The sequence below is a fragment of the Rouxiella badensis genome (assembly GCF_026967515.2).
GTDB lineage: Bacteria > Pseudomonadota > Gammaproteobacteria > Enterobacterales > Enterobacteriaceae > Rouxiella > Rouxiella badensis.
The window spans coordinates 439,026-457,725 of sequence record NZ_CP114062.1 but is presented as its reverse complement, the minus strand read 5'-3'; the positions used below and the strand labels follow the sequence as shown (position 1 = coordinate 457,725).

Genomic DNA, 18,700 nt, shown 5'->3' with positions numbered 1-18,700 from the left:
GTTTTTGGTGCCAATATAGCGTTTTTTTCTAACGTTTAATAAATCGGCAGTCGATCGGCTTTTAGAAAAATATAAGAAAATCGTATCGTAGATATTGACACTTCTTTAAGCCCAGTTGCGATGGGCACTCCGGAGAAGGCCAGCGATTTTCTCCCCAACTTATCCACAAAACGCGGCAGTTTCATGCCTTGCAAAAGTGTGGATCGATCACTATCTTGTCATCAGAAAATAATACACCCACAATATATTGTGTTTATATCCTGAGCAGCACACTAGGCTTGGTCGGCAAAATTTCGTCCGACGGTGCCTTTTTGTGTTTTTGTCGTCAGTTGCTTTATAAACCTTTAAGGTATAATCCCGAATGAATCAGAGTCTACTTGTTACTAAACGTGACGGCCGTAAAGAGCGCATCGATCTTGATAAAATCCACCGAGTCATCGACTGGGCAGCGGAAGGTCTCCAAAACGTATCAGTTTCCCAAGTAGAACTGCGCTCCCACATCCAGTTTTACGATGGGATTAAGACGGCTGATATTCATGAAACCATCATCAAAGCTGCCGCAGACCTGATCTCTAAAGACGCGCCTGACTATCAGTATCTGGCCGCGCGCCTGGCTATTTTCCACCTGCGTAAAAAAGCCTACGGCCAGTTCGAACCGCCTGCACTGTTTGACCAGGTCAGCAAAATGGTCGAAATGGGCAAATACGATAAACATCTGCTGGAAGACTACACCCGTGAAGAGTTCGAGCAGATGGACAGTTTTATCGATCACTGGCGTGACATGAACTTCTCCTATGCCGCGGTTAAGCAGCTGGAAGGCAAATATCTGGTGCAGAACCGCGTCAGCGGCCAAATCTATGAAAGCGCCCAGTTCTTGTACATTCTGGTCGCCGCGTGCCTGTTCTCCGGCTACCCGCGTGAGACGCGTCTGGACTACATCAAGCGTTTCTATGATGCGGTTTCAACCTTCAAGATTTCTCTGCCTACGCCAATTATGTCCGGCGTGCGCACCCCGACTCGCCAGTTCAGCTCTTGCGTACTGATCGAGTGCGGCGACAGCCTGGACTCCATCAACGCGACCTCCAGCGCCATCGTGAAATACGTTTCACAGCGCGCAGGTATCGGCATCAACGCTGGCCGCATCCGTGCGCTGGGTAGCCCGATTCGCGGCGGTGAAGCATTCCATACCGGCTGTATCCCGTTCTATAAGCACTTCCAGACGGCGGTTAAATCCTGCTCTCAGGGCGGCGTGCGCGGCGGTGCTGCGACCCTGTTCTACCCGATGTGGCACCTGGAAGTTGAAAGCCTGCTGGTTCTGAAAAACAACCGTGGTGTTGAAGGCAACCGCGTTCGTCACATGGACTACGGCGTGCAGATCAACAAACTGATGTATCAGCGTCTGGTTAAAGGCGGCGACATCACTCTGTTCAGCCCGTCTGACGTGCCTGGCCTGTACGACGCGTTCTTCGCCGATCAGGACGAGTTCGAGCGTCTGTACACTCAATACGAGCAGGACGAAAGCATTCGCAAGCAGAAGGTGAAAGCCGTTGAGCTGTTCTCCCTGATGATGCAGGAACGCGCGTCAACCGGCCGTATCTATATTCAGCACGTTGACCACTGCAACACCCATAGCCCGTTTGACCCTGCTATTGCACCGGTTCGCCAGTCCAACCTGTGCCTGGAAATCGCGCTGCCAACCAAGCCGTTAAATGACGTGAACGACGAAGAAGGGGAAATCGCGCTTTGTACGCTGTCTGCCTTCAACCTCGGCGCTATCGAAAGCCTGGATGATCTCGAAGAGCTGGCGACCCTTGCAGTGCGTGCGCTTGACGCCCTGCTCGATTATCAGGATTACCCAATCCTGGCCGCTAAACGCGGCGCAATGGGCCGCCGTACGCTGGGTATTGGCGTTATCAACTATGCTTATTATCTGGCCAAGAACGGCGTGCGTTACAGCGACGGCAGCGCCAACGCCCTGACTCACCGCGCGTTCGAAGCGATTCAGTACTACCTGCTGAAAGCCTCTAACGAACTGGCGCGTGAGCAAGGTGCCTGCCCATGGTTCAAAGAGACCACTTACTCGCAGGGAATTCTGCCGATCGACACCTATAAAAAGGAACTCGATACGCTGACCGATGAGCCGCTGCACTATGACTGGGAAGCGCTGCGCGCCAGCATTAAAGAGCACGGCCTGCGTAACTCCACGCTGTCTGCGCTGATGCCGTCTGAAACCTCTTCGCAGATTTCAAACGCCACCAACGGTATTGAACCACCGCGCGGCCACGTGAGCATCAAGGCGTCTAAAGACGGTATCCTGCGTCAGGTTGTGCCTGAGTATGAGCGTTTGAAAGACCAGTACGAGCTGCTGTGGGATATGCCTAATAACGACGGTTACCTGCATCTGGTCGGTCTGATGCAGAAGTTTGTCGATCAGGCGATTTCGTCTAACACCAACTACGACCCATCCCGCTTTGCAAGCAGCAAGGTGCCGATGAAGCAGCTGCTGAAAGACCTGCTGACCGCCTACAAGTTTGGCGTGAAAACGCTGTACTACCAGAACACCCGCGACGGCGCAGACGATGTTCAGGAAGACATGAAGGCTGAAGTTGACGACTGCGAAAGCGGCGCCTGCAAGATTTAATTGCTCAAATTCAAAAAACGCCTCTGAAAAGAGGCGGTTTTTTCAGAGGAAGTTATGGCATATACCACCTTTTCACAAAACAAAAACGACCAGCTGCTCGAGCCGATGTTCTTCGGTCAGTCGGTTAACGTGGCGCGCTTCGACCAGCAGAAATATGAAATCTTCGAAAAACTGATCGAAAAGCAGCTGTCCTTCTTCTGGCGTCCGGAAGAAGTTGACGTTGCCCGTGACCGTATCGACTTCCAGGGTCTGCCGGAGCATGAAAAACACATTTTCCTGAGCAACCTGAAGTATCAGACGCTGCTGGACTCGATTCAGGGCCGTAGCCCTAACGTGGCGCTACTGCCGCTTATCTCCATTCCAGAGCTTGAGACCTGGGTTGAGACCTGGGCGTTCTCCGAGACTATCCACTCACGCTCGTACACGCATATTATTCGTAATATCGTCAACGATCCGTCACTGGTGTTTGACGATATCGTCACCAACGAAGAGATCCTCAAGCGTGCGAAGGACATCTCTGGTTACTACGACTCGCTGATCGAGATGACCAGCTACTATCACCTGCTGGGTGAAGGTACGCATCAGGTCAATGGCAAAACGGTTGTGGTGAACCTGCACGAGCTGAAGAAGAAACTCTATCTGTGCCTGATGAGCGTCAATGCGCTGGAAGCCGTGCGTTTCTACGTCAGCTTCGCCTGTTCATTTGCCTTCGCGGAACGCGAGCTGATGGAAGGTAATGCAAAAATCATCAAGCTTATCGCCCGCGACGAAGCGCTCCACCTGACCGGGACTCAGCACGCGCTGAACCTGCTGCGCTCCGGTGCCGATGACCCGGAAATGGCCATCATCGCCAAAGAGTGCGAGAAAGAGTGTTATGACCTGTTCGTGCTGGCCGCAGAGCAAGAGAAAGACTGGGCAGAATATCTTTTCCGCGACGGCTCGATGATCGGCCTGAACAAAGACATTCTTTGCCAGTACATCGAATACATCACCAACATCCGTATGCAGGCCGTGGGTCTGACTGCACCGTTCAAGACTCGCTCAAACCCGATCCCATGGATCAACGCGTGGCTGGTGTCTGACAACGTACAGGTTGCGCCGCAGGAAGTTGAAGTGAGCTCTTATCTGGTGGGTCAGATCGATTCTGAGATGAATGCTGACGACCTGAGTGACTTCGAGTTCTAAGCATTGAGTCAGCCTACCGTTACACTGCACGATTTCGGCAAAACGCTCGTCTGCGAGGACGAGCACAACAACCTGCTGGAAGTCTTCGAGCGGAATAAGTTGATCGTCGAGTATCAGTGCCGCGAAGGTTATTGCGGCTCTTGCCGCATGCGTCTGGTTAAAGGTGAAGTGGCTTATAGTCAAAAGCCGCTGGCCTTTATCCAGGACGGAGATATTTTGCCGTGCTGCTGTCTGCCGGTAGGGGATGTTGAGCTGACGCTTTAACCTCTCCTCTCAATAATTGCCCACTTTGCGCGACACCCTTTACCCTAAACTGCCCATAATAAAACCTCTGCGTTCCTTGGTAATTTTCAAAAGTCACCCCCTGTTTAATTCAATATATATTTTAATAAGCTTAAGCCGATATTACCGGCTCGATCGTCTACATTTTCGACAATACGGGTCAGTAATGTCTCTGGTCTCAAAAAAAGCTTAAAGAGCACGGGTTTCAACCTGATTATGTGTTGGCTGCACCCGCTGCTGGGCGGTGAGCGTAAACGGCTCGATTATCTACTGAAGTTGACATGACTACGATATCGCGTGGGCCACGGTAGTCAACTGGAGACCCTGCAGGCGCAGCAGGAAATGGATAATCATGACAATTATCGTGAGAGATTATTCAAACAACACCAGGCAGAAAATCGCCTGAATAGACACCTGAGCGAGATGCGTTTTTTCTCGCCACAGGTGGATAATTTTGAAATTGCGCTCAGTCACAGACACGGCAAACATAGTGTCTGCGCTGGCGAGAGAATAATTACCAAATACTGATGACTATACTTTTTCCAATACTTTCAACCACGGATAATCGGCCACTACCGACCAGTCATTCAGATAACGACGCAGCATATCCATCGCCATCATTGCTATCGTCTCCTGACGCAGCTCGAGGCCATGGCGGCCGGCAGTATAGTGAATCGTCATACCGCGCGTGCCGCCCGGCGTATGCAGTGCGAGGCTGAGGCGGTCTTCCGATACCCCACCCACCGCCAACGCCAGCTGTGCACCGGTTTTGTCGGCCAGAAGCTGTGCGCGCGCCAGCAGTGCAGACAAGGATTCATCTTCACCGTGCGTCGGCAACAGTTCGCCACCGGCCAGCGGCACTCCGGCGTTTTGCATCCGCCAGTTGAGCAGCCCACCGGTATAGCTCTCGCTAATTGCCAGACGCAAATTCTGCGTCAGCAAACGTTCGGCAAGTCGTGCAGGCAGTCCGCCCACGCCTTCAAAAATGGTGCTTTCACCGGCCACCTCGCGCACACGCTCCCAGGCTTTACGCATGCTGGCTTCCTGACTGCGCGGTCCGGTCAGCTTCAGCTCGATAATCGGCGACGATGAACGATAGCCCATCACCACGCCTTCCGGCAGCGCCTGCCCGTCCAGCTCACTGGCAAGGTCGCTCTCGGAACGTCCAAAGGTCGTTAAACGCAGGCACAGCGGAGCCTCCAGCGCAGGAAACGCCTTGTGCAGCCGTGGCACTATCTGCTGCTCGACCATGACCTTAAATTCAGAGGGTACGCCAGGGGTAAAGAACATTTGGCAGTGGTTGAGCTTCAACGTAAAGCCGCACGCCGTGCCGACCGGGTTGTCGAGCACCTCGGCATTGGCCGGGATCTGCGCCTGCTTGCGGTTCGACTCTGCCATCGGTCTGCCACGTTGAGCAAAGAACGACGACATCTTGGCCAGCCAATCCGCGTCTTCAATCAGCTCGACGCCACAGGCGGTCGCCGCGGCCAGTGAGCTCAGATCATCACTGGTCGGCCCGAGTCCCCCATTGACGATAAGCACGTCAGCAATGTGGCTGCGCTCGGTCAAGACAGCAACCAGCGCCTCAAGACTGTCGCCGACGGTCTCGCGGCTGGTCATTGGCAACCCCTGTTCAAACAGATAGTTAGCCAGCCACGCAGAATTTGAATCGACGATTTGGCCGTGCAGAACCTCGTCACCCGTACTAAGCATCTCAACCCTAAGCATTACCCTCTCCTTAAATCACATAATTATTGCTTTAGAAATTCACCGCTCCGCCGAGGTAAGCACCGTCGGCAATGACGTTATCGCGATGGCCGTCTTTACCGTTCAGCGCCTGATAACGATAACCCACGTCAATACTTACCAGACTGATTGGCGAGAAGCGAATACCACCGGTGGCTTCTTTGTAGTTGTTGATGCCGCTGGAGAGTGAATCAGGCGCGTAATAAGCATTACCATACAGGCTCAGGTAATGACCCAGCGGCAGTTGCAGTCCACCACCAATAGGTACGGCGTAACCGTCACTGCCGTCTTTAGGGCTGGTGTAGAGTGCTTTAGCCCCTACAGTCGCCATCACTGGCCCCAAACCAATATTGTAGCCGAGCCCAAGACCTGTGACGTCGCCGTCGCGATCGCTATGGGTCCAGTCGCCGGTCAGCGCCAGTCCCGGCGTGGTGTTGCCCAGACCAAAGCCCAGACTGGTATAGTGTTGGCCAACTTGAGCATTAACGCCAATCGCATGAGCGGAAACGGTGGTCATCATCAGTGCGGCCGCCGAACAGGCAACGAGATATTTTTTCATTATTTATCCTGAATAATCATAAAACTATAAGGTGTGATACTCATCGCGAGTCTAAAGCAATTTTCTGGCAGAGTAATCAGGCCAAATCCTTAAAATTTATTTCCTCCATAAAAAAAGCCCTGACATGTCAGGGCTTTCGTCTTAATCGATAAACATTAGCTAACGGTTTTTATCATACTCTGCTGGTAGGCCCGCTGACGGGTGACCCAAGGCAGCACGACGATTGCCATCAGGCCACACACCGCCGAGATGGACAACCACACGCCCGGCATCGCTTTGTTGCCGGTCACGTGAATGAGATAGCTGGAAATGGCCGGCGTAAAACCGCCAAAAATTGCGGTCGCCAGACTGTAGGCCATTGAGAAGCCTGTCGCGCGAACCTCCGCAGGCATCACCTCGGTCAACGCCACCACCATCGCCGAGTTATAGCTGGCATACATAAATGACAGCCAGAGTTCTACCTCAAGCAGGCGAGCGAAGCTTGGCGCCCCGACCAGCCAGTTCAGCGCCGGATAGGAGGTCAGCAGGATAAGCGTGCTGAAGGTCAGGAGCAGAGGACGACGCCCCACTTTGTCGGAGAATGCCCCCATGATAGGCAGCCAGAACAGATTCGAGACTCCGATACACAGCGTCACGATAAAGCTCTGCTCTTCGCTAAGCAGCAACACGTTTTTGCCGAAGGTCGGGGTAAAGGCGGTGATCATGTAGAAAGAGACGGTTGTCGTGACCACCATCAGCATCCCTACGAGCACAATTTGCCAGTTGGCCGCGACGGAACGGGCAATCTCTCCCATCGAAGGATGGTGTTTACGCTGCTGGAAGGCGTCGGTCTCTTCCATCATACGGCGGATCCAAAACAGGAACGGCACAATCATGCAGCCGATCGCGAAAGGAATACGCCAGCCCCACTCGTTCATCACGCCATTACCCAACAGGTGATTCAGCAGCACGCCAAGCAGCGCGGCGAAGACCACCGCAACCTGCTGACTCGCGGACTGCCAGCTGACGTAGAAGCCCTTCTTACCCTTCGGCGCAATTTCGGACAGATAAACCGATACGCCACCCAGCTCAACGCCCGCAGAGAAGCCCTGCAACAGGCGCCCCAGCAGAATGAGGATCGGGGCTGCCACGCCAATGCTGTGGTAACCCGGCACGCAGGCAATGGTCAAGGTACCGAACGCCATCAGCCCAAGAGTAATAAGCAGCCCTTTACGACGCCCGTGATGGTCAATATAGGCCCCCAGTACCATGGCACCCAGCGGACGCATCAGGAAGCCAGCCCCGAAGGTCATCAGCGTTAGCATTAACGAGGCGAAAGGATTGGAATCGGGGAAAAAAGTATGGGCTATCGCGTTGGCGTAATAACCAAACACCATAAAATCATACATTTCGAGGAAGTTGCCGCTGGCAACGCGGAAGATATTTGCAGCCGTACCCTGCCTGCTACCGCCAGAGGCGGTATTAATGGATGACATTGTGTTCACTCCTGCTTTCTATTTACCTCCAGTTAACCCTATCTTTATCATTACTCAATGTGATGCTATTCACACTTTTTTAGCAGGCCATTTGTTTTTAGGTAACATGATATTAACCCACACTTTTCTTTGCCCCATCAGAGAGCACAGGCAAAAAAAAGAGACAGCCTTAGCTGTCTCGTTGCATGTATTTTGTTCATTCCGCTAAGAAATGATATTGCAGGTTATCGGCGCACAAGCAGACCGATAACCAAACCTACGGCGGCACCGACGCCAACACCGTGCCACGGTTTGTCGTGAACATAGGTATCAGCCTGACGGACTACGGTTTTCGCTTTGGCACAGTAAGAATCGGTGGCCGAACTCAGACGTGATTGCACGTCACTCAACGCCTGTTCGGCTCGTGACTTTATTTCGATGTATTTTTCATCCGCTTTATCACCAGAAGACTTAAGCACCTCTTCCAGCGTTTCACTAAGCATTCTCAGGTCATCGTCAAGACTGGTTTGCTGTGGTTCGAATTGGTTAGCCATTCTTTTCTCCTTATGATGTATTTCAGCGAGTTAGTGCGCATGGCACGCTCAACCCTTGCCTAATAACCCTAGCCTACTTTTCGACGCGTTGCTGACGGAATGACAATTTTAGCGGCAATGCCGGGTATTTTAAGAACCTTCCGACACTGATTTCACCTTAGCGTAAAAAGCGGGACGAAAAAAAACCGCACATCCAGGATGCGCGGTTTTGTGGTTGCCGTTTTAACGTTAGAACAGCGGCTGAGCCAGCTGTACCAGCGAGATAAGCGGCTGCGGATAGACACCCAGAGCCAATACCAGAATGGCGGAGATAAGCACGACTATGCCGCCTGCGGTAAACGCCCAGTTATTTGGGGTATCGCGAACCAGTCTTTCTGGCGCATTCAGGAACAGACTCACGGTCACGCGCAGATAGTAGTAGAGGCCAATTGCACTGCCGATGACCACTGCACCGGTCAACCACCACAGATGCGCGGTCACACCGGTCGCAATGACGTAGAACTTACCAATAAAGCCCAGCGTCATCGGGATACCGGCCAGTGACAGCATCATCACCGTCATTACCGCAGACAGGATTGGCTTGTGCCAGAACAGGCCGCGGTAGGAGAACAGCGATTCTGCATCCGGACCGCTGTACGGGCTAGACATCAGGCTGACCACACCGAAGGCACCCAGGCTGCTGAACAGATAACCAGCCAGATAGACACCGACAGTTTCCATCGACAGCTGGTGCGTCTGCACGGCAATCAGTGCCACCAGCAGATAACCCAGATGTGCGATGGAGGAGTAACCCAGCAGGCGCTTGATGTTGCTCTGGCTGATAGCCATCAGGTTACCAAACAGGATCGAGCAGAAGGCGATGACGCCCAGCACGACACGGATGGCTTCACTGTTGGCAACCGGCGCGTAGAGGAACAGGCGCATAACGACGGCGAAAATCGCAATCTTGCTGGCGGTAGCCAGGAAGGTTGAGACCGGTGCAGGTGCACCCTGATACACGTCCGGCGTCCACAGGTGGAAAGGCACCAACGACAGCTTGAAGCCCAGCCCGACGATCATCATGCCCAGACCAGCCAGCAGCAGCGGCTGGTGAATCACCGCGTCGCCGAGATTTTTGCCCAGTGCCGCGAACGACAGATCGCCCGATTCCGCATACAGCAGCGCCATACCGAACAGCAGGAACGACGACGCCGCGGCGGACAGCAGCATGTACTTGATGCTGGCCTCGAGCGAGCGTTTCTGACGATAGGCGTAACCCACCAGACCAAACAACGGCAGCGAAATCAGTTCGATTCCGAGGAACATTGAGGCCAGGTGATTGGCATAAGCCAACAGAATACCGCCCATTGCCGCAATGAGAACCAACAGGTAGAACTCTTCGCGGTTGTCAGGGTAGCCCTCAAGCCATGGATAGGCGAAAGTGCTGGTGGCCAGACTGGCGAGCAGCACCAGGCCAATGTAGAACATGGAATAGCCGTCAACACGCAGCAGTGGGGTCACGTCCTGCGGACCCACTTTAGCCACGAAGTACAGCGAAAGCAGCGCAAGGTTAAGGCCAATCACGGTCAGAGTGGCATTAACAAAATGGTCGCGTCGCCACGCAATGGACAGCATCACCACGACCACCGTCAATCCGACGATCAACAGTGGTAACAGTGCGATCAGATTTTGAGGAGTAAATGTCATGGCGAATTACGGCCTTGTCGTTGAAATTGATGAAACTGATGACCCGAACCAGTGCTGAATATTGCTCATCGCTGCGCTTGAGGTATCGAGGATTGGCTGCGGGAAGACCCCGAGCAATACCAGCAACACGACCAGCAGCAGGATGATTAACAGCTCACGCGCCGTCATGCCCTGCAAAGGTTGGTCCGACTTAGGCGCGCCATAGTACGCACGCTGCATCATAACCAGCGAATAAACCGACGCGAAGACCAGCCCGAAGGTCGAAATCACAGTGATGACCGGCACAATCGGGAAGCTGCCGAACAGGATCATGAATTCACCGACGAAGTTACCGGTACCCGGCATCCCCAGCGTCGCCACCGCGAAGAACAGCGACAGCGCAGGCAGGTATTTAATTCGCCCCCATAGGCCGCCCATCAGACGCATATCACGGGTGTGCAGACGTTCGTACAGCTGTCCGCAGATGATGAACATACCGGCCGCAGAGAGGCCGTGCGCAATCATCTGGATAACCGCACCCTGGTACGCTAACTGGCTGCCGGTAAAGATGGCAATCAGCACGAAGCCCATGTGCGACACGCTGGTGTAAGCGATAAGGCGTTTGATGTCGGTCTGTGCGAAAGCCATCCATGCGCCGTAGAAGATGCCCAACACGCCGAGCCACATGGCGATAGGGGCAAACTCGTGCGACGCATTCGGGAACAGCGGCAGCATGAAGCGCAGCATCCCGTAGGCCGCCGTCTTCAGCAAGATCCCCGCCAGGTCCACGGAACCCGCCGTCGGTGCCTGACTGTGCGCGTCCGGCAACCAGCCGTGCAGCGGCACCACCGGCATCTTGACCGCGAAGGCGATAAAGAAGCCCAGCATCAGCAGGTATTCGACGTTGTGCGTCATCGGGGTTTTCAGCAGTTGTTCATAGCTGAAGGTCCAGACCCCGGTCGCGTTGTAGTGCACGAAGACCAGTCCCAGAATCGCAATCAGCATCACCAGACCGCTGGCCTGGGTATAGATGAAGAACTTGGTCGCCGCGCTGATACGCGTTTTACCGTCTGACGCCTTGTGACCCCACAGCGCTATCAGGAAGTACATCGGCACCAACATCATTTCCCAGAAGAAGAAGAACAGGAACATGTCGATGGAGAGGAACACCCCAATCACGCCGCCGAGGATCCACAGCAGGTTCAGGTGGAAGAACCCCTGATACTTCTGGATCTCGCGCCACGAACAGAGAATCGCCAGTACGCCGAGCAGGCCGGTCAGCACCACCATCAGCAGCGACAAACCGTCGAGCGCCAGGTGGAAGTTAATGCCAAAGCGTGGGATCCACGGCACCGAAAACTCGGATTGCCACTGTGGAATGCCCTTCGGCGCCGTTAACGAGTACCCACCCTGCAGCCACAGCTGAAGGGAAAGTGCCAAGGTCAGCCCCATCGCGACGAGTGCTATCCAGCGAGGTACTTTGCTTCCGAAGCGCTCCGTCTGCCAACACAGCAGTCCGCCAATAAAGGGGATAAAAATTAGCCAAGGTAATAGCATGGCGTAGAGGTCCCTATGTTTTTAAATCACCAGTAACAGCGCTAAAACGACGACTGCACCCAATCCCATCGACGCGACATACCACCGCGTCTGCCCGTTTTCACTCAATGTCAGCCCACGGTTACCCAAGCGGGAGAACACGGCAGGAATATTCATTAATGAGTTCAACGGATCGCGTTGCAGGAGTTTCGCGACACCCAGATAGGGTTTCACGAAAATCATGTCGTACAGCCAGTCAAAGCCCCAGGCATGGAACCACCAGGTCGTGAAGAAGCGTCCCGGCGCGCTTTTTGCGATGCTGTTAACCAGCGAGCGCTTGCCGAGATACAGTGCCGCAGCCAGCAGAATGCCGACGATGGCGACTATGCCCGAGGTGATTTCAAGCTTCAATACTGTGCCGTGAGGCAGTTCGGTGGTACCCGGCAACACGCCCTGCAGTGGCGGAACAATCATCGCACCAATGAAGGTAGACAGGACCAGCAGAACCAGCAGGGGTAAGTGGTGAGTAATCCCTTTACCGGCATGCGCTTTAATTTTCTCTTCGCCGTGGAAGACGATAAAGATCATGCGGAAGGTGTAAAGCGAGGTCATAAACGCTCCGACCAGCCCTGCGAGGAGCAGATCGATATGGCCATTAGCCAGCGCACCCGCCAGAATTTCGTCCTTACTGAAGAAGCCGGCAGTGATGATTGGCAAGGCTGACAGCGCCGCGCCCCCCACCAGGAAGCAGACGTAAACCAGTGGAATCGACTTACGCAGGCCGCCCATCTTAAAGATGTTCTGCTCGTGATGGCAGGCAAGGATAACCGAGCCGGAGGACAGGAACAGCAAGGCTTTGAAGAACGCGTGCGTCATCAGGTGGAAGATAGCCGCATCCCACGCCTGAACACCCAGCGCCAGGAACATATAGCCAATCTGGCTCATGGTCGAGTAAGCGAGGACGCGTTTGATGTCGGTCTGCACCAAGGCCGCAAAACCAGCCAGCACCAGCGTTACCGCCCCCACAATCCCCACCAGATGCAGGATGTCAGGTGCCATCAGGAACAGGCCGTGCGTACGGGCAATCAGATAGACACCCGCCGTCACCATCGTTGCAGCGTGGATCAGGGCCGAAACCGGAGTTGGACCCGCCATCGCATCGGCAAGCCAGGTCTGCAACGGCAGCTGCGCCGATTTACCGACCGCGCCGCCCAGCAGCATCAGGGTTGCCCAGGTGATTGTCGTGTCGCCCACTGCCAGCTTCTGCGGTGCCAGGATCATCAGTTCACGAATGTTCAGCGTACCTAGTTCGCGGTAGAGGATGAACAGCGCGAAAGCCAGGAACACGTCACCCACGCGGGTCACGATAAAGGCTTTCATCGCCGCCGCGCCGTTGTCTGGATTGGTGTAGTAGAACCCAATCAGCAGGTAACTGCACAGCCCTACCCCTTCCCAGCCGAGGTACATCAGCAGCAAGTTGTCGGCCAACACCAGAATCACCATGCTGGCGATAAACAGGTTGGTATAAGCGAAGAAGCGTGAGTAACCCTCTTCACCGCGCATATACCAAGAGGCAAACATGTGGATGAAGAAACCGACGCCGGTTACCACGGACAGCATGGTCATCGACAGCCCGTCGAGGGTCAGCGTGGCGGAGATGTTGAAATCGCCGACCTGCATCCAGGTCCACAGGTTCTGGTTAAATACCGGAACACCCGCAGCACGCTGGCTCAGGAAGTTAATGCCAACATAAAGGGTCACCAGCGCGGCGAGACCAATTGAGCCTACACCGACGGTAGCCGACGTATTTTCAGACCAACGCCCGCGAGAAAAGGCCAACAACAGGAAGCCAATCAGCGGGAACAGAATTGTTAAATATAATAGGTTCATCCGCGCATCTCACTGACAGTGTCGATATTCAGGGTATGTCGACGACGATAGAGTTGCAGCAGTAAGGCCAAACCAATACTGGCTTCCGCTGCCGCGAGGCTGATGGCCAGGATATACATCACCTGTCCGTCTGCCTGTCCCCAATAGCTGCCGGCTACGATAAAGGCCAGCGCCGCCGCGTTGATCATCACTTCAAGGCTAATCAACATAAACAGCAGGTTACGTCGTACCAATAATCCGGTCAGTCCCAACACGAACAGGATAGCGGCCAGGATCAGGCCATGCTGTAGAGGGATCATGCTCTCTCCTCCGTTTTTCTTTTTGCCATCTCTTTGACCGGCGCGGCGGATGCGTTGCCGAGCACTTCGCCCGGCTTGTGTTCACGTCCGATGTGGAAGGCCACTACCAGACCGGCGAGCAACAGCATTGATGCCAGCTCGACCGCCAGTACGTAAGGACCGAACAGCGCGATACCGACCGCTTTCGCGTCAACCATCGTGCCCTTGATCCCCTGGTCATGCAGACCGGTGATGGAAGCAATCATCACCGCCAGCAGCACGACGGCCAGAATCGACGGCCCAATCCAGGTCGAGGGTTTCAGCCAGGCGCGCTCCTGTTCCTGCACGTTGCCGAGGTTCAACATCATCACCACGAACACGAACAGCACCATAATGGCACCGGCGTAGACGATGATTTCCAGCGCGGCAGCGAAGTATGCGCCGAGCGAGAAGAACACGGCGGCAATTGCCAGCAGCGAGATGATCAGGTACAGCAGTGCGTGTACCGGGTTGGTGTGCGTGATAGTGCGCAACGTCGCCAACACGGCCACCAGGGCTGCAATATAAAATGCAAATTCCATGCTTGCGGCTCCTTAGGGCATCAGACCTTTGACGTTGATCGGCTTGGCTTCGTTTTCGGCTTCACCTTTCGCTTTGCCGTCAACGGCCATACCGGCCATCCGGTAAAAGTTATATTCCGGATACTTACCGGGTCCTGAAATCAACAGATCTTCTTTTTCATACACCAGGTCCTGGCGTTTGAATTCACCCAACTCGAAGTCTGGCGTCAGCTGAATCGCCGTCGTCGGACATGCCTCTTCGCACAGGCCGCAGAAGATGCAGCGCGAGAAGTTGATGCGGAAGAACTCCGGATACCAACGACCGTCTTTCATCTCTGCTTTTTGCAGCGAAATACAGCCTACAGGGCAGGCTACCGCGCAAAGGTTACAGGCAACGCAACGCTCCTGACCGTCAGGGTCACGCGTCAACACAATGCGACCACGGTAGCGCGGCGGCAGATATACAGGTTCTTCCGGGTACATCAAGGTTTCACGTTTGGCGAAGGCATGGAGACCTATCAGCCACAGACTGCGAACCTGGGTGCCGAAACCAACCACTAGCTCTTTCAATGTCATGGTTCAATCACCCCTTATTAATTTGCGTGGTACAAAATGACCGCAGCGGTTGCCAACAGATTCAGCAAGGTCAGCGGCAGGCATATACGCCAGCCAAATGACATCACCTGATCGTAACGAGGACGCGGCAACGCGGCGCGGAGCAAGATGAACATCACCATGAAGAACGCAGTCTTCAACGCAAACCAGATAAACGGCGGCAGGAACGGTCCCTGCCAGCCCCCGAAGAACAGCGTCACAATCAGCGCAGAAACAGTGACGATACCGATGTACTCGCCCACGAAGAACAGACCGAACTTCATGCCGGAATATTCGATGTGATAACCGTCGGCCAGTTCCTGTTCGGCTTCTGGCTGGTCAAACGGGTGACGGTGACAAACGGCTACGCCCGCTATCGCGAAGGTCAGGAACCCAAAGAACTGCGGGATGATGTTCCACAGGTGTTCCTGGGAATGCACGATGTCCTGCAGGTTAAAGGATCCCGCCTGCGCCACGACGCCCATCAGCGACAGGCCGAGGAACACTTCATAGCTCAGCGTTTGGGCCGAGGCGCGCATTGCACCGAGCAGCGAGTATTTGTTGTTACTGGACCAGCCCGCAAACAGCACGGCGTAAACCGTCAGACCCGCCATCATCAGGAAGAACAGGATGCCGATATTCAGGTTGGCGCCATACCAGGTCGGTGCCACCGGCACAATCGCGAAGGCCATCAGCATGGAGCTGAAGGCAATCATCGGTGCCAGCGTAAAGATGGCGCGGTCCGAGAATTTCGGCGCCCAGTCTTCTTTAAAGAACATCTTGATCATGTCAGCAGCCAGCTGCAACGAGCCGCCCCAGCCGACACGGTTAGGTCCGTATCGATTTTGGAACAGGCCCAGCAGACGGCGTTCTGCGAAGCTCATAAATGCCCCGACGGTAACCACAACCAACAGGATGACCACCGCTTTAACCACAGCGATAATCGTGTCGATAACTTCAGGTGTAAACCAACTCATCGGGTTGCCTCCCGCAGATTCTCAACCGTTGCGCCAACCAGCACCGGAGGAATTCCCGGTAAGCCCAGCGGCAGACCAACTTGTCCTTTATCGAGGGTCTCACTCAGACGAACCGGCAGCGTCAGGGTTTGTCCAGCACAGGTAAACTCGACCTGCGTGCCCTGATTAACGCCGAGTGCTGCGGCATCGGACGGGTTAACCATCACGTAAGGCTCTGGCATACGCTGCTGGATAACGCTCGAACGCTGAGACATCTCTTCACTACCGAACAGGTGGTAGTAAGGGGCAACGCGCCAGTGGTTTTCCTCGGCGGTAAACGCAGCAGGAATGTTGCCGAAGTAGTCGAGGCTGCCCTCTCCCGCTTCGATAAGACGCACACCTGGGTCACCGTGACGCAGTTTGCCACCGACTTCGGCCTGGAATTTGTTCCACGCCTGCGGGGAGTTCCAGCCCGGAGCCCAGGCAAACGGCACCTGTTGACGATTGGCATACGGGCTGTTGTTCCCTTCCATCGAGAAGGCAAACATGGTGTCTTTGTCCTGCGGCTGACGCGGTTCATGCACGCTGATGTTGGCACGCATGGCGGTACGTCCGCTCGAACGGATAGGAGAACGCGCCAGCTTCTGACCGCGGATACGGAAAGTCGCATCCGGTGCGGCCTCGACGATACCTTTCAGCTGAGGCAGCACGGCGACGCAGGCTTCGATAACGTGATCGAGCTGAGTCCAGTCAACGCGACGGCTGTTAATGGTAGAGTGCAGCGAATGCAGCCAGCGCCAGCTTTCAAACATCGCCACCGTCGTATCGTAGTAGGCCGGGTCGTAAACCTGGAAGTAGCGCTGGGCGCGGCATTCCTGATTGACCAGCGTACCGTCACTCTCGGCAAAGCTCGCCGCAGGCAGGATAAGGCTAGCCTTGTCCATGATGCGGGTGCGCTGATGGTCAACGACCAGCAGGTTTTTCACTTTGGACAGTGCAGCATCGACGCTGGCTTCCGGTGCCTGACGATAGAGGTCGTTTTCCATCACGATAACGCTATCGGCGTCGCCGTTGGTCAGCAGGCTCAGGGCCTCATCAAGGTTGCCGCCGCCAATCATCGACAGACCGATGCTGTTGGCAGAAGACGCCACAAAGGTGATACCGACGTCGCTGCCGCGCGCTTTCAGGGCTTTCGCCACGTTGGCGGCCGCTTCGATGATGGCATCGCTGCCCGCGTTGGTCCCGGTGATAATCAGCGGTTTTCTCGCGCCGGTTAACGCCTGCACAATCATGTCAACTTTCTTGCCAACGCCTTCAGCAAGGTCAGAAACACCCGGTGCGGCCTCGTCAATAGCGTGGGCTATCGCAAAACCGAAACGCGCCTGTTCATCGACCGGCGCACGGTAGTTCAGCGCGGCGATGTCATCAAGACGGGTGTTATCGACGTTGGTCATGAACAAGGGGTATTTGGCATGCTGGCCGATGGTCTGGATTGCCGCAATCTGCCAGTCAGCAACGCGCTGCGCTGCGGCCATGGCACGGGCTTTCCCCTTCACCGCCTGACGCACGGACAGCGCAATGCGCGCGCCGGTCTGCGTCAAATCTTCACCCAGAATCAGCACGGCGTCATAATCTTCGATTTCACGCAATGCAGGCGTATACACGCCGCTGTTTTTTAGGATGTTCAGTATCTGTGCCAGACGATTTTGCTCAGCGGCGTTGATACCGGTGTAGAAGTTCTCTGCTCCCACCAGCTCGCGTAGCGCAAAGTTGCTTTCGAGGCTGGCACGCGGTGAACCAATACCGATAGTTTTGCTTGATTGACGCAGAATATCCGCCGCGCCCTGCATTGCCTGCTCGGCGTTCAGGGAGATCCAGTCGTTGCCGCGCTGCTGCAGTGGATGCTTAGGACGATCTTTAGCGTTTACGTAGCCGTAACCAAAGCGGCCACGGTCGCAAAGGAAGTAGCGGTTCACGGTACCGTTGTAGCGGTTTTCGATACGACGAAGTTCGCCGTAGCGCTCACCCGGGCTGGTGTTACAGCCCACGCTGCACTGCTGGCAAACGCTAGGGGCAAACTGCATGTCCCATTTACGGTTGTAGCGCTCGGAGTGCGTTTTGTCGGTGAATACGCCCGTCGGGCAGACCTCGACCAGGTTGCCGGAGAATTCGCTTTCCAGCGGACCGTCTTCCGGACGACCAAAGTAGACGTTGTCGTGCGCGCCATACACCCCGAGATCGGTACCGTCCGCGTAGTCCTTGTAGTAACGGACACAGCGATAACAGGCGATGCAGCGGTTCATCTCGTGAGAAATGAACGGACCGAGATCCTGATTCTGGTGGGTACGTTTGGTGAAACGATAGCGACGCGTGGCGTGGCCGGTCATGACTGTCATGTCCTGCAGGTGACAGTTACCGCCCTCTTCGCACACCGGACAGTCGTGTGGGTGGTTGGTCATCAACCATTCCACTACGCTCTCACGGAACTGTTTGGCTTCTCCGTCATCGATGGAAATAAAGGTTCCATCTGACGCAGGCGTCATACATGACATAACCAAACGGCCGCGCGTATCTTCCGCGTTTTGGTATTGCTTAACCGCACATTGGCGGCAAGCGCCGACGCTTCCCAGCGCCGGATGCCAGCAAAAATAAGGAATATCGAGGCCAAGAGAGAGGCAAGCCTGAAGTAGGTTGTCCGCTCCATTTACATCGTATTCTTTGCCGTCTACATGAATCGTAGCCATAGTCAGCATGCTTCCACAAGGCTCACCTTTCAGTGAGCGTTAATCAAAAATTCTGG

At 54.8% G+C, this 18,700-nt stretch carries 15 protein-coding genes; 3 read left to right on the top strand and 12 right to left on the bottom strand.

What is annotated here, in order from left to right; genetic code table 11:
- Positions 1 to 361 precede the first annotated feature (361 nt).
- Genes nrdA through yfaE form a run of 3 tightly spaced genes read left to right on the top strand, consistent with a single transcriptional unit; the run spans position 362 to position 4,090 of the window.
- On the top strand, positions 362 to 2,641 hold the full coding sequence (nrdA, locus tag O1V65_RS02330; protein WP_017491792.1) for a class 1a ribonucleoside-diphosphate reductase subunit alpha: 2,280 nt from the start codon (positions 362 to 364) through the stop codon (positions 2,639 to 2,641).
- Positions 2,642 to 2,695: 54 nt separating this feature from the next.
- On the top strand, positions 2,696 to 3,826 hold the full coding sequence (gene nrdB / locus O1V65_RS02325) for a class Ia ribonucleoside-diphosphate reductase subunit beta (RefSeq protein WP_017491791.1): 1,131 nt from the start codon (positions 2,696 to 2,698) through the stop codon (positions 3,824 to 3,826).
- A gap of 3 nt (positions 3,827 to 3,829) precedes the next feature.
- Positions 3,830 to 4,090: a class I ribonucleotide reductase maintenance protein YfaE gene (gene yfaE, locus O1V65_RS02320; RefSeq protein WP_084912792.1), complete on the top strand. Its 261-nt coding sequence runs from the start codon at positions 3,830 to 3,832 to the stop codon at positions 4,088 to 4,090.
- 549 nt (positions 4,091 to 4,639) lie between these two features.
- Here yfaE and O1V65_RS02315 read toward each other — a convergent pair.
- The 12 genes from O1V65_RS02315 to nuoG form a co-directional block, all read right to left on the bottom strand.
- Positions 4,640 to 5,836, bottom strand: coding sequence for a nicotinamide mononucleotide deamidase-related protein YfaY (locus O1V65_RS02315; RefSeq protein ID WP_192503966.1), 1,197 nt, complete (start codon positions 5,834 to 5,836; stop codon positions 4,640 to 4,642).
- A gap of 31 nt (positions 5,837 to 5,867) precedes the next feature.
- Positions 5,868 to 6,413, bottom strand: coding sequence for a YfaZ family outer membrane protein (locus tag O1V65_RS02310; protein WP_227956149.1), 546 nt, complete (start codon positions 6,411 to 6,413; stop codon positions 5,868 to 5,870).
- 155 nt (positions 6,414 to 6,568) lie between these two features.
- Positions 6,569 to 7,888: an MFS transporter gene (gene tcuC / locus O1V65_RS02305; protein ID WP_017491786.1), complete on the bottom strand. Its 1,320-nt coding sequence runs from the start codon at positions 7,886 to 7,888 to the stop codon at positions 6,569 to 6,571.
- Positions 7,889 to 8,112: 224 nt separating this feature from the next.
- Entirely contained in the window at positions 8,113 to 8,421 is a 309-nt protein-coding gene (gene elaB, locus O1V65_RS02300) for a stress response protein ElaB (RefSeq protein ID WP_017491785.1), read from the bottom strand.
- Positions 8,422 to 8,649: 228 nt separating this feature from the next.
- Positions 8,650 to 10,107, bottom strand: a complete 1,458-nt coding sequence (gene nuoN / locus O1V65_RS02295; protein WP_017491784.1) for an NADH-quinone oxidoreductase subunit NuoN — start codon at positions 10,105 to 10,107, stop codon at positions 8,650 to 8,652.
- Between the two features lie 6 nt (positions 10,108 to 10,113).
- A complete protein-coding gene (gene nuoM, locus O1V65_RS02290; RefSeq protein WP_017491783.1) occupies positions 10,114 to 11,643 on the bottom strand; it encodes an NADH-quinone oxidoreductase subunit M in 1,530 nt (509 codons plus the stop codon).
- Between the two features lie 21 nt (positions 11,644 to 11,664).
- Positions 11,665 to 13,512 carry an NADH-quinone oxidoreductase subunit L gene (gene nuoL, locus O1V65_RS02285; RefSeq protein WP_084912790.1) on the bottom strand — a complete coding sequence of 616 codons (1,848 nt, stop codon included), beginning with the start codon at positions 13,510 to 13,512 and terminating at the stop codon, positions 11,665 to 11,667.
- Positions 13,509 to 13,811, bottom strand: coding sequence for an NADH-quinone oxidoreductase subunit NuoK (nuoK, locus tag O1V65_RS02280; RefSeq protein ID WP_004936014.1), 303 nt, complete (start codon positions 13,809 to 13,811; stop codon positions 13,509 to 13,511). The genes nuoL and nuoK overlap by 4 nt, the downstream gene beginning before the upstream one ends.
- The gene (gene nuoJ, locus O1V65_RS02275; RefSeq protein WP_017490244.1) at positions 13,808 to 14,371 is read right to left on the bottom strand and encodes an NADH-quinone oxidoreductase subunit J; all 564 of its coding nucleotides are present in this window, start codon (positions 14,369 to 14,371) and stop codon (positions 13,808 to 13,810) included. Before nuoJ ends, nuoK begins: the two co-directional genes overlap by 4 nt.
- Before the next feature lie 12 nt (positions 14,372 to 14,383).
- Positions 14,384 to 14,926: an NADH-quinone oxidoreductase subunit NuoI gene (nuoI, locus tag O1V65_RS02270; RefSeq protein WP_017490245.1), complete on the bottom strand. Its 543-nt coding sequence runs from the start codon at positions 14,924 to 14,926 to the stop codon at positions 14,384 to 14,386.
- A 17-nt stretch (positions 14,927 to 14,943) separates the two neighbouring features.
- Positions 14,944 to 15,921: an NADH-quinone oxidoreductase subunit NuoH gene (nuoH, locus tag O1V65_RS02265; RefSeq protein ID WP_017490246.1), complete on the bottom strand. Its 978-nt coding sequence runs from the start codon at positions 15,919 to 15,921 to the stop codon at positions 14,944 to 14,946.
- On the bottom strand, positions 15,918 to 18,644 hold the full coding sequence (gene nuoG, locus O1V65_RS02260) for an NADH-quinone oxidoreductase subunit NuoG (RefSeq protein WP_269130124.1): 2,727 nt from the start codon (positions 18,642 to 18,644) through the stop codon (positions 15,918 to 15,920). Before nuoG ends, nuoH begins: the two co-directional genes overlap by 4 nt.
- Positions 18,645 to 18,700: the final 56 nt, after the last annotated feature.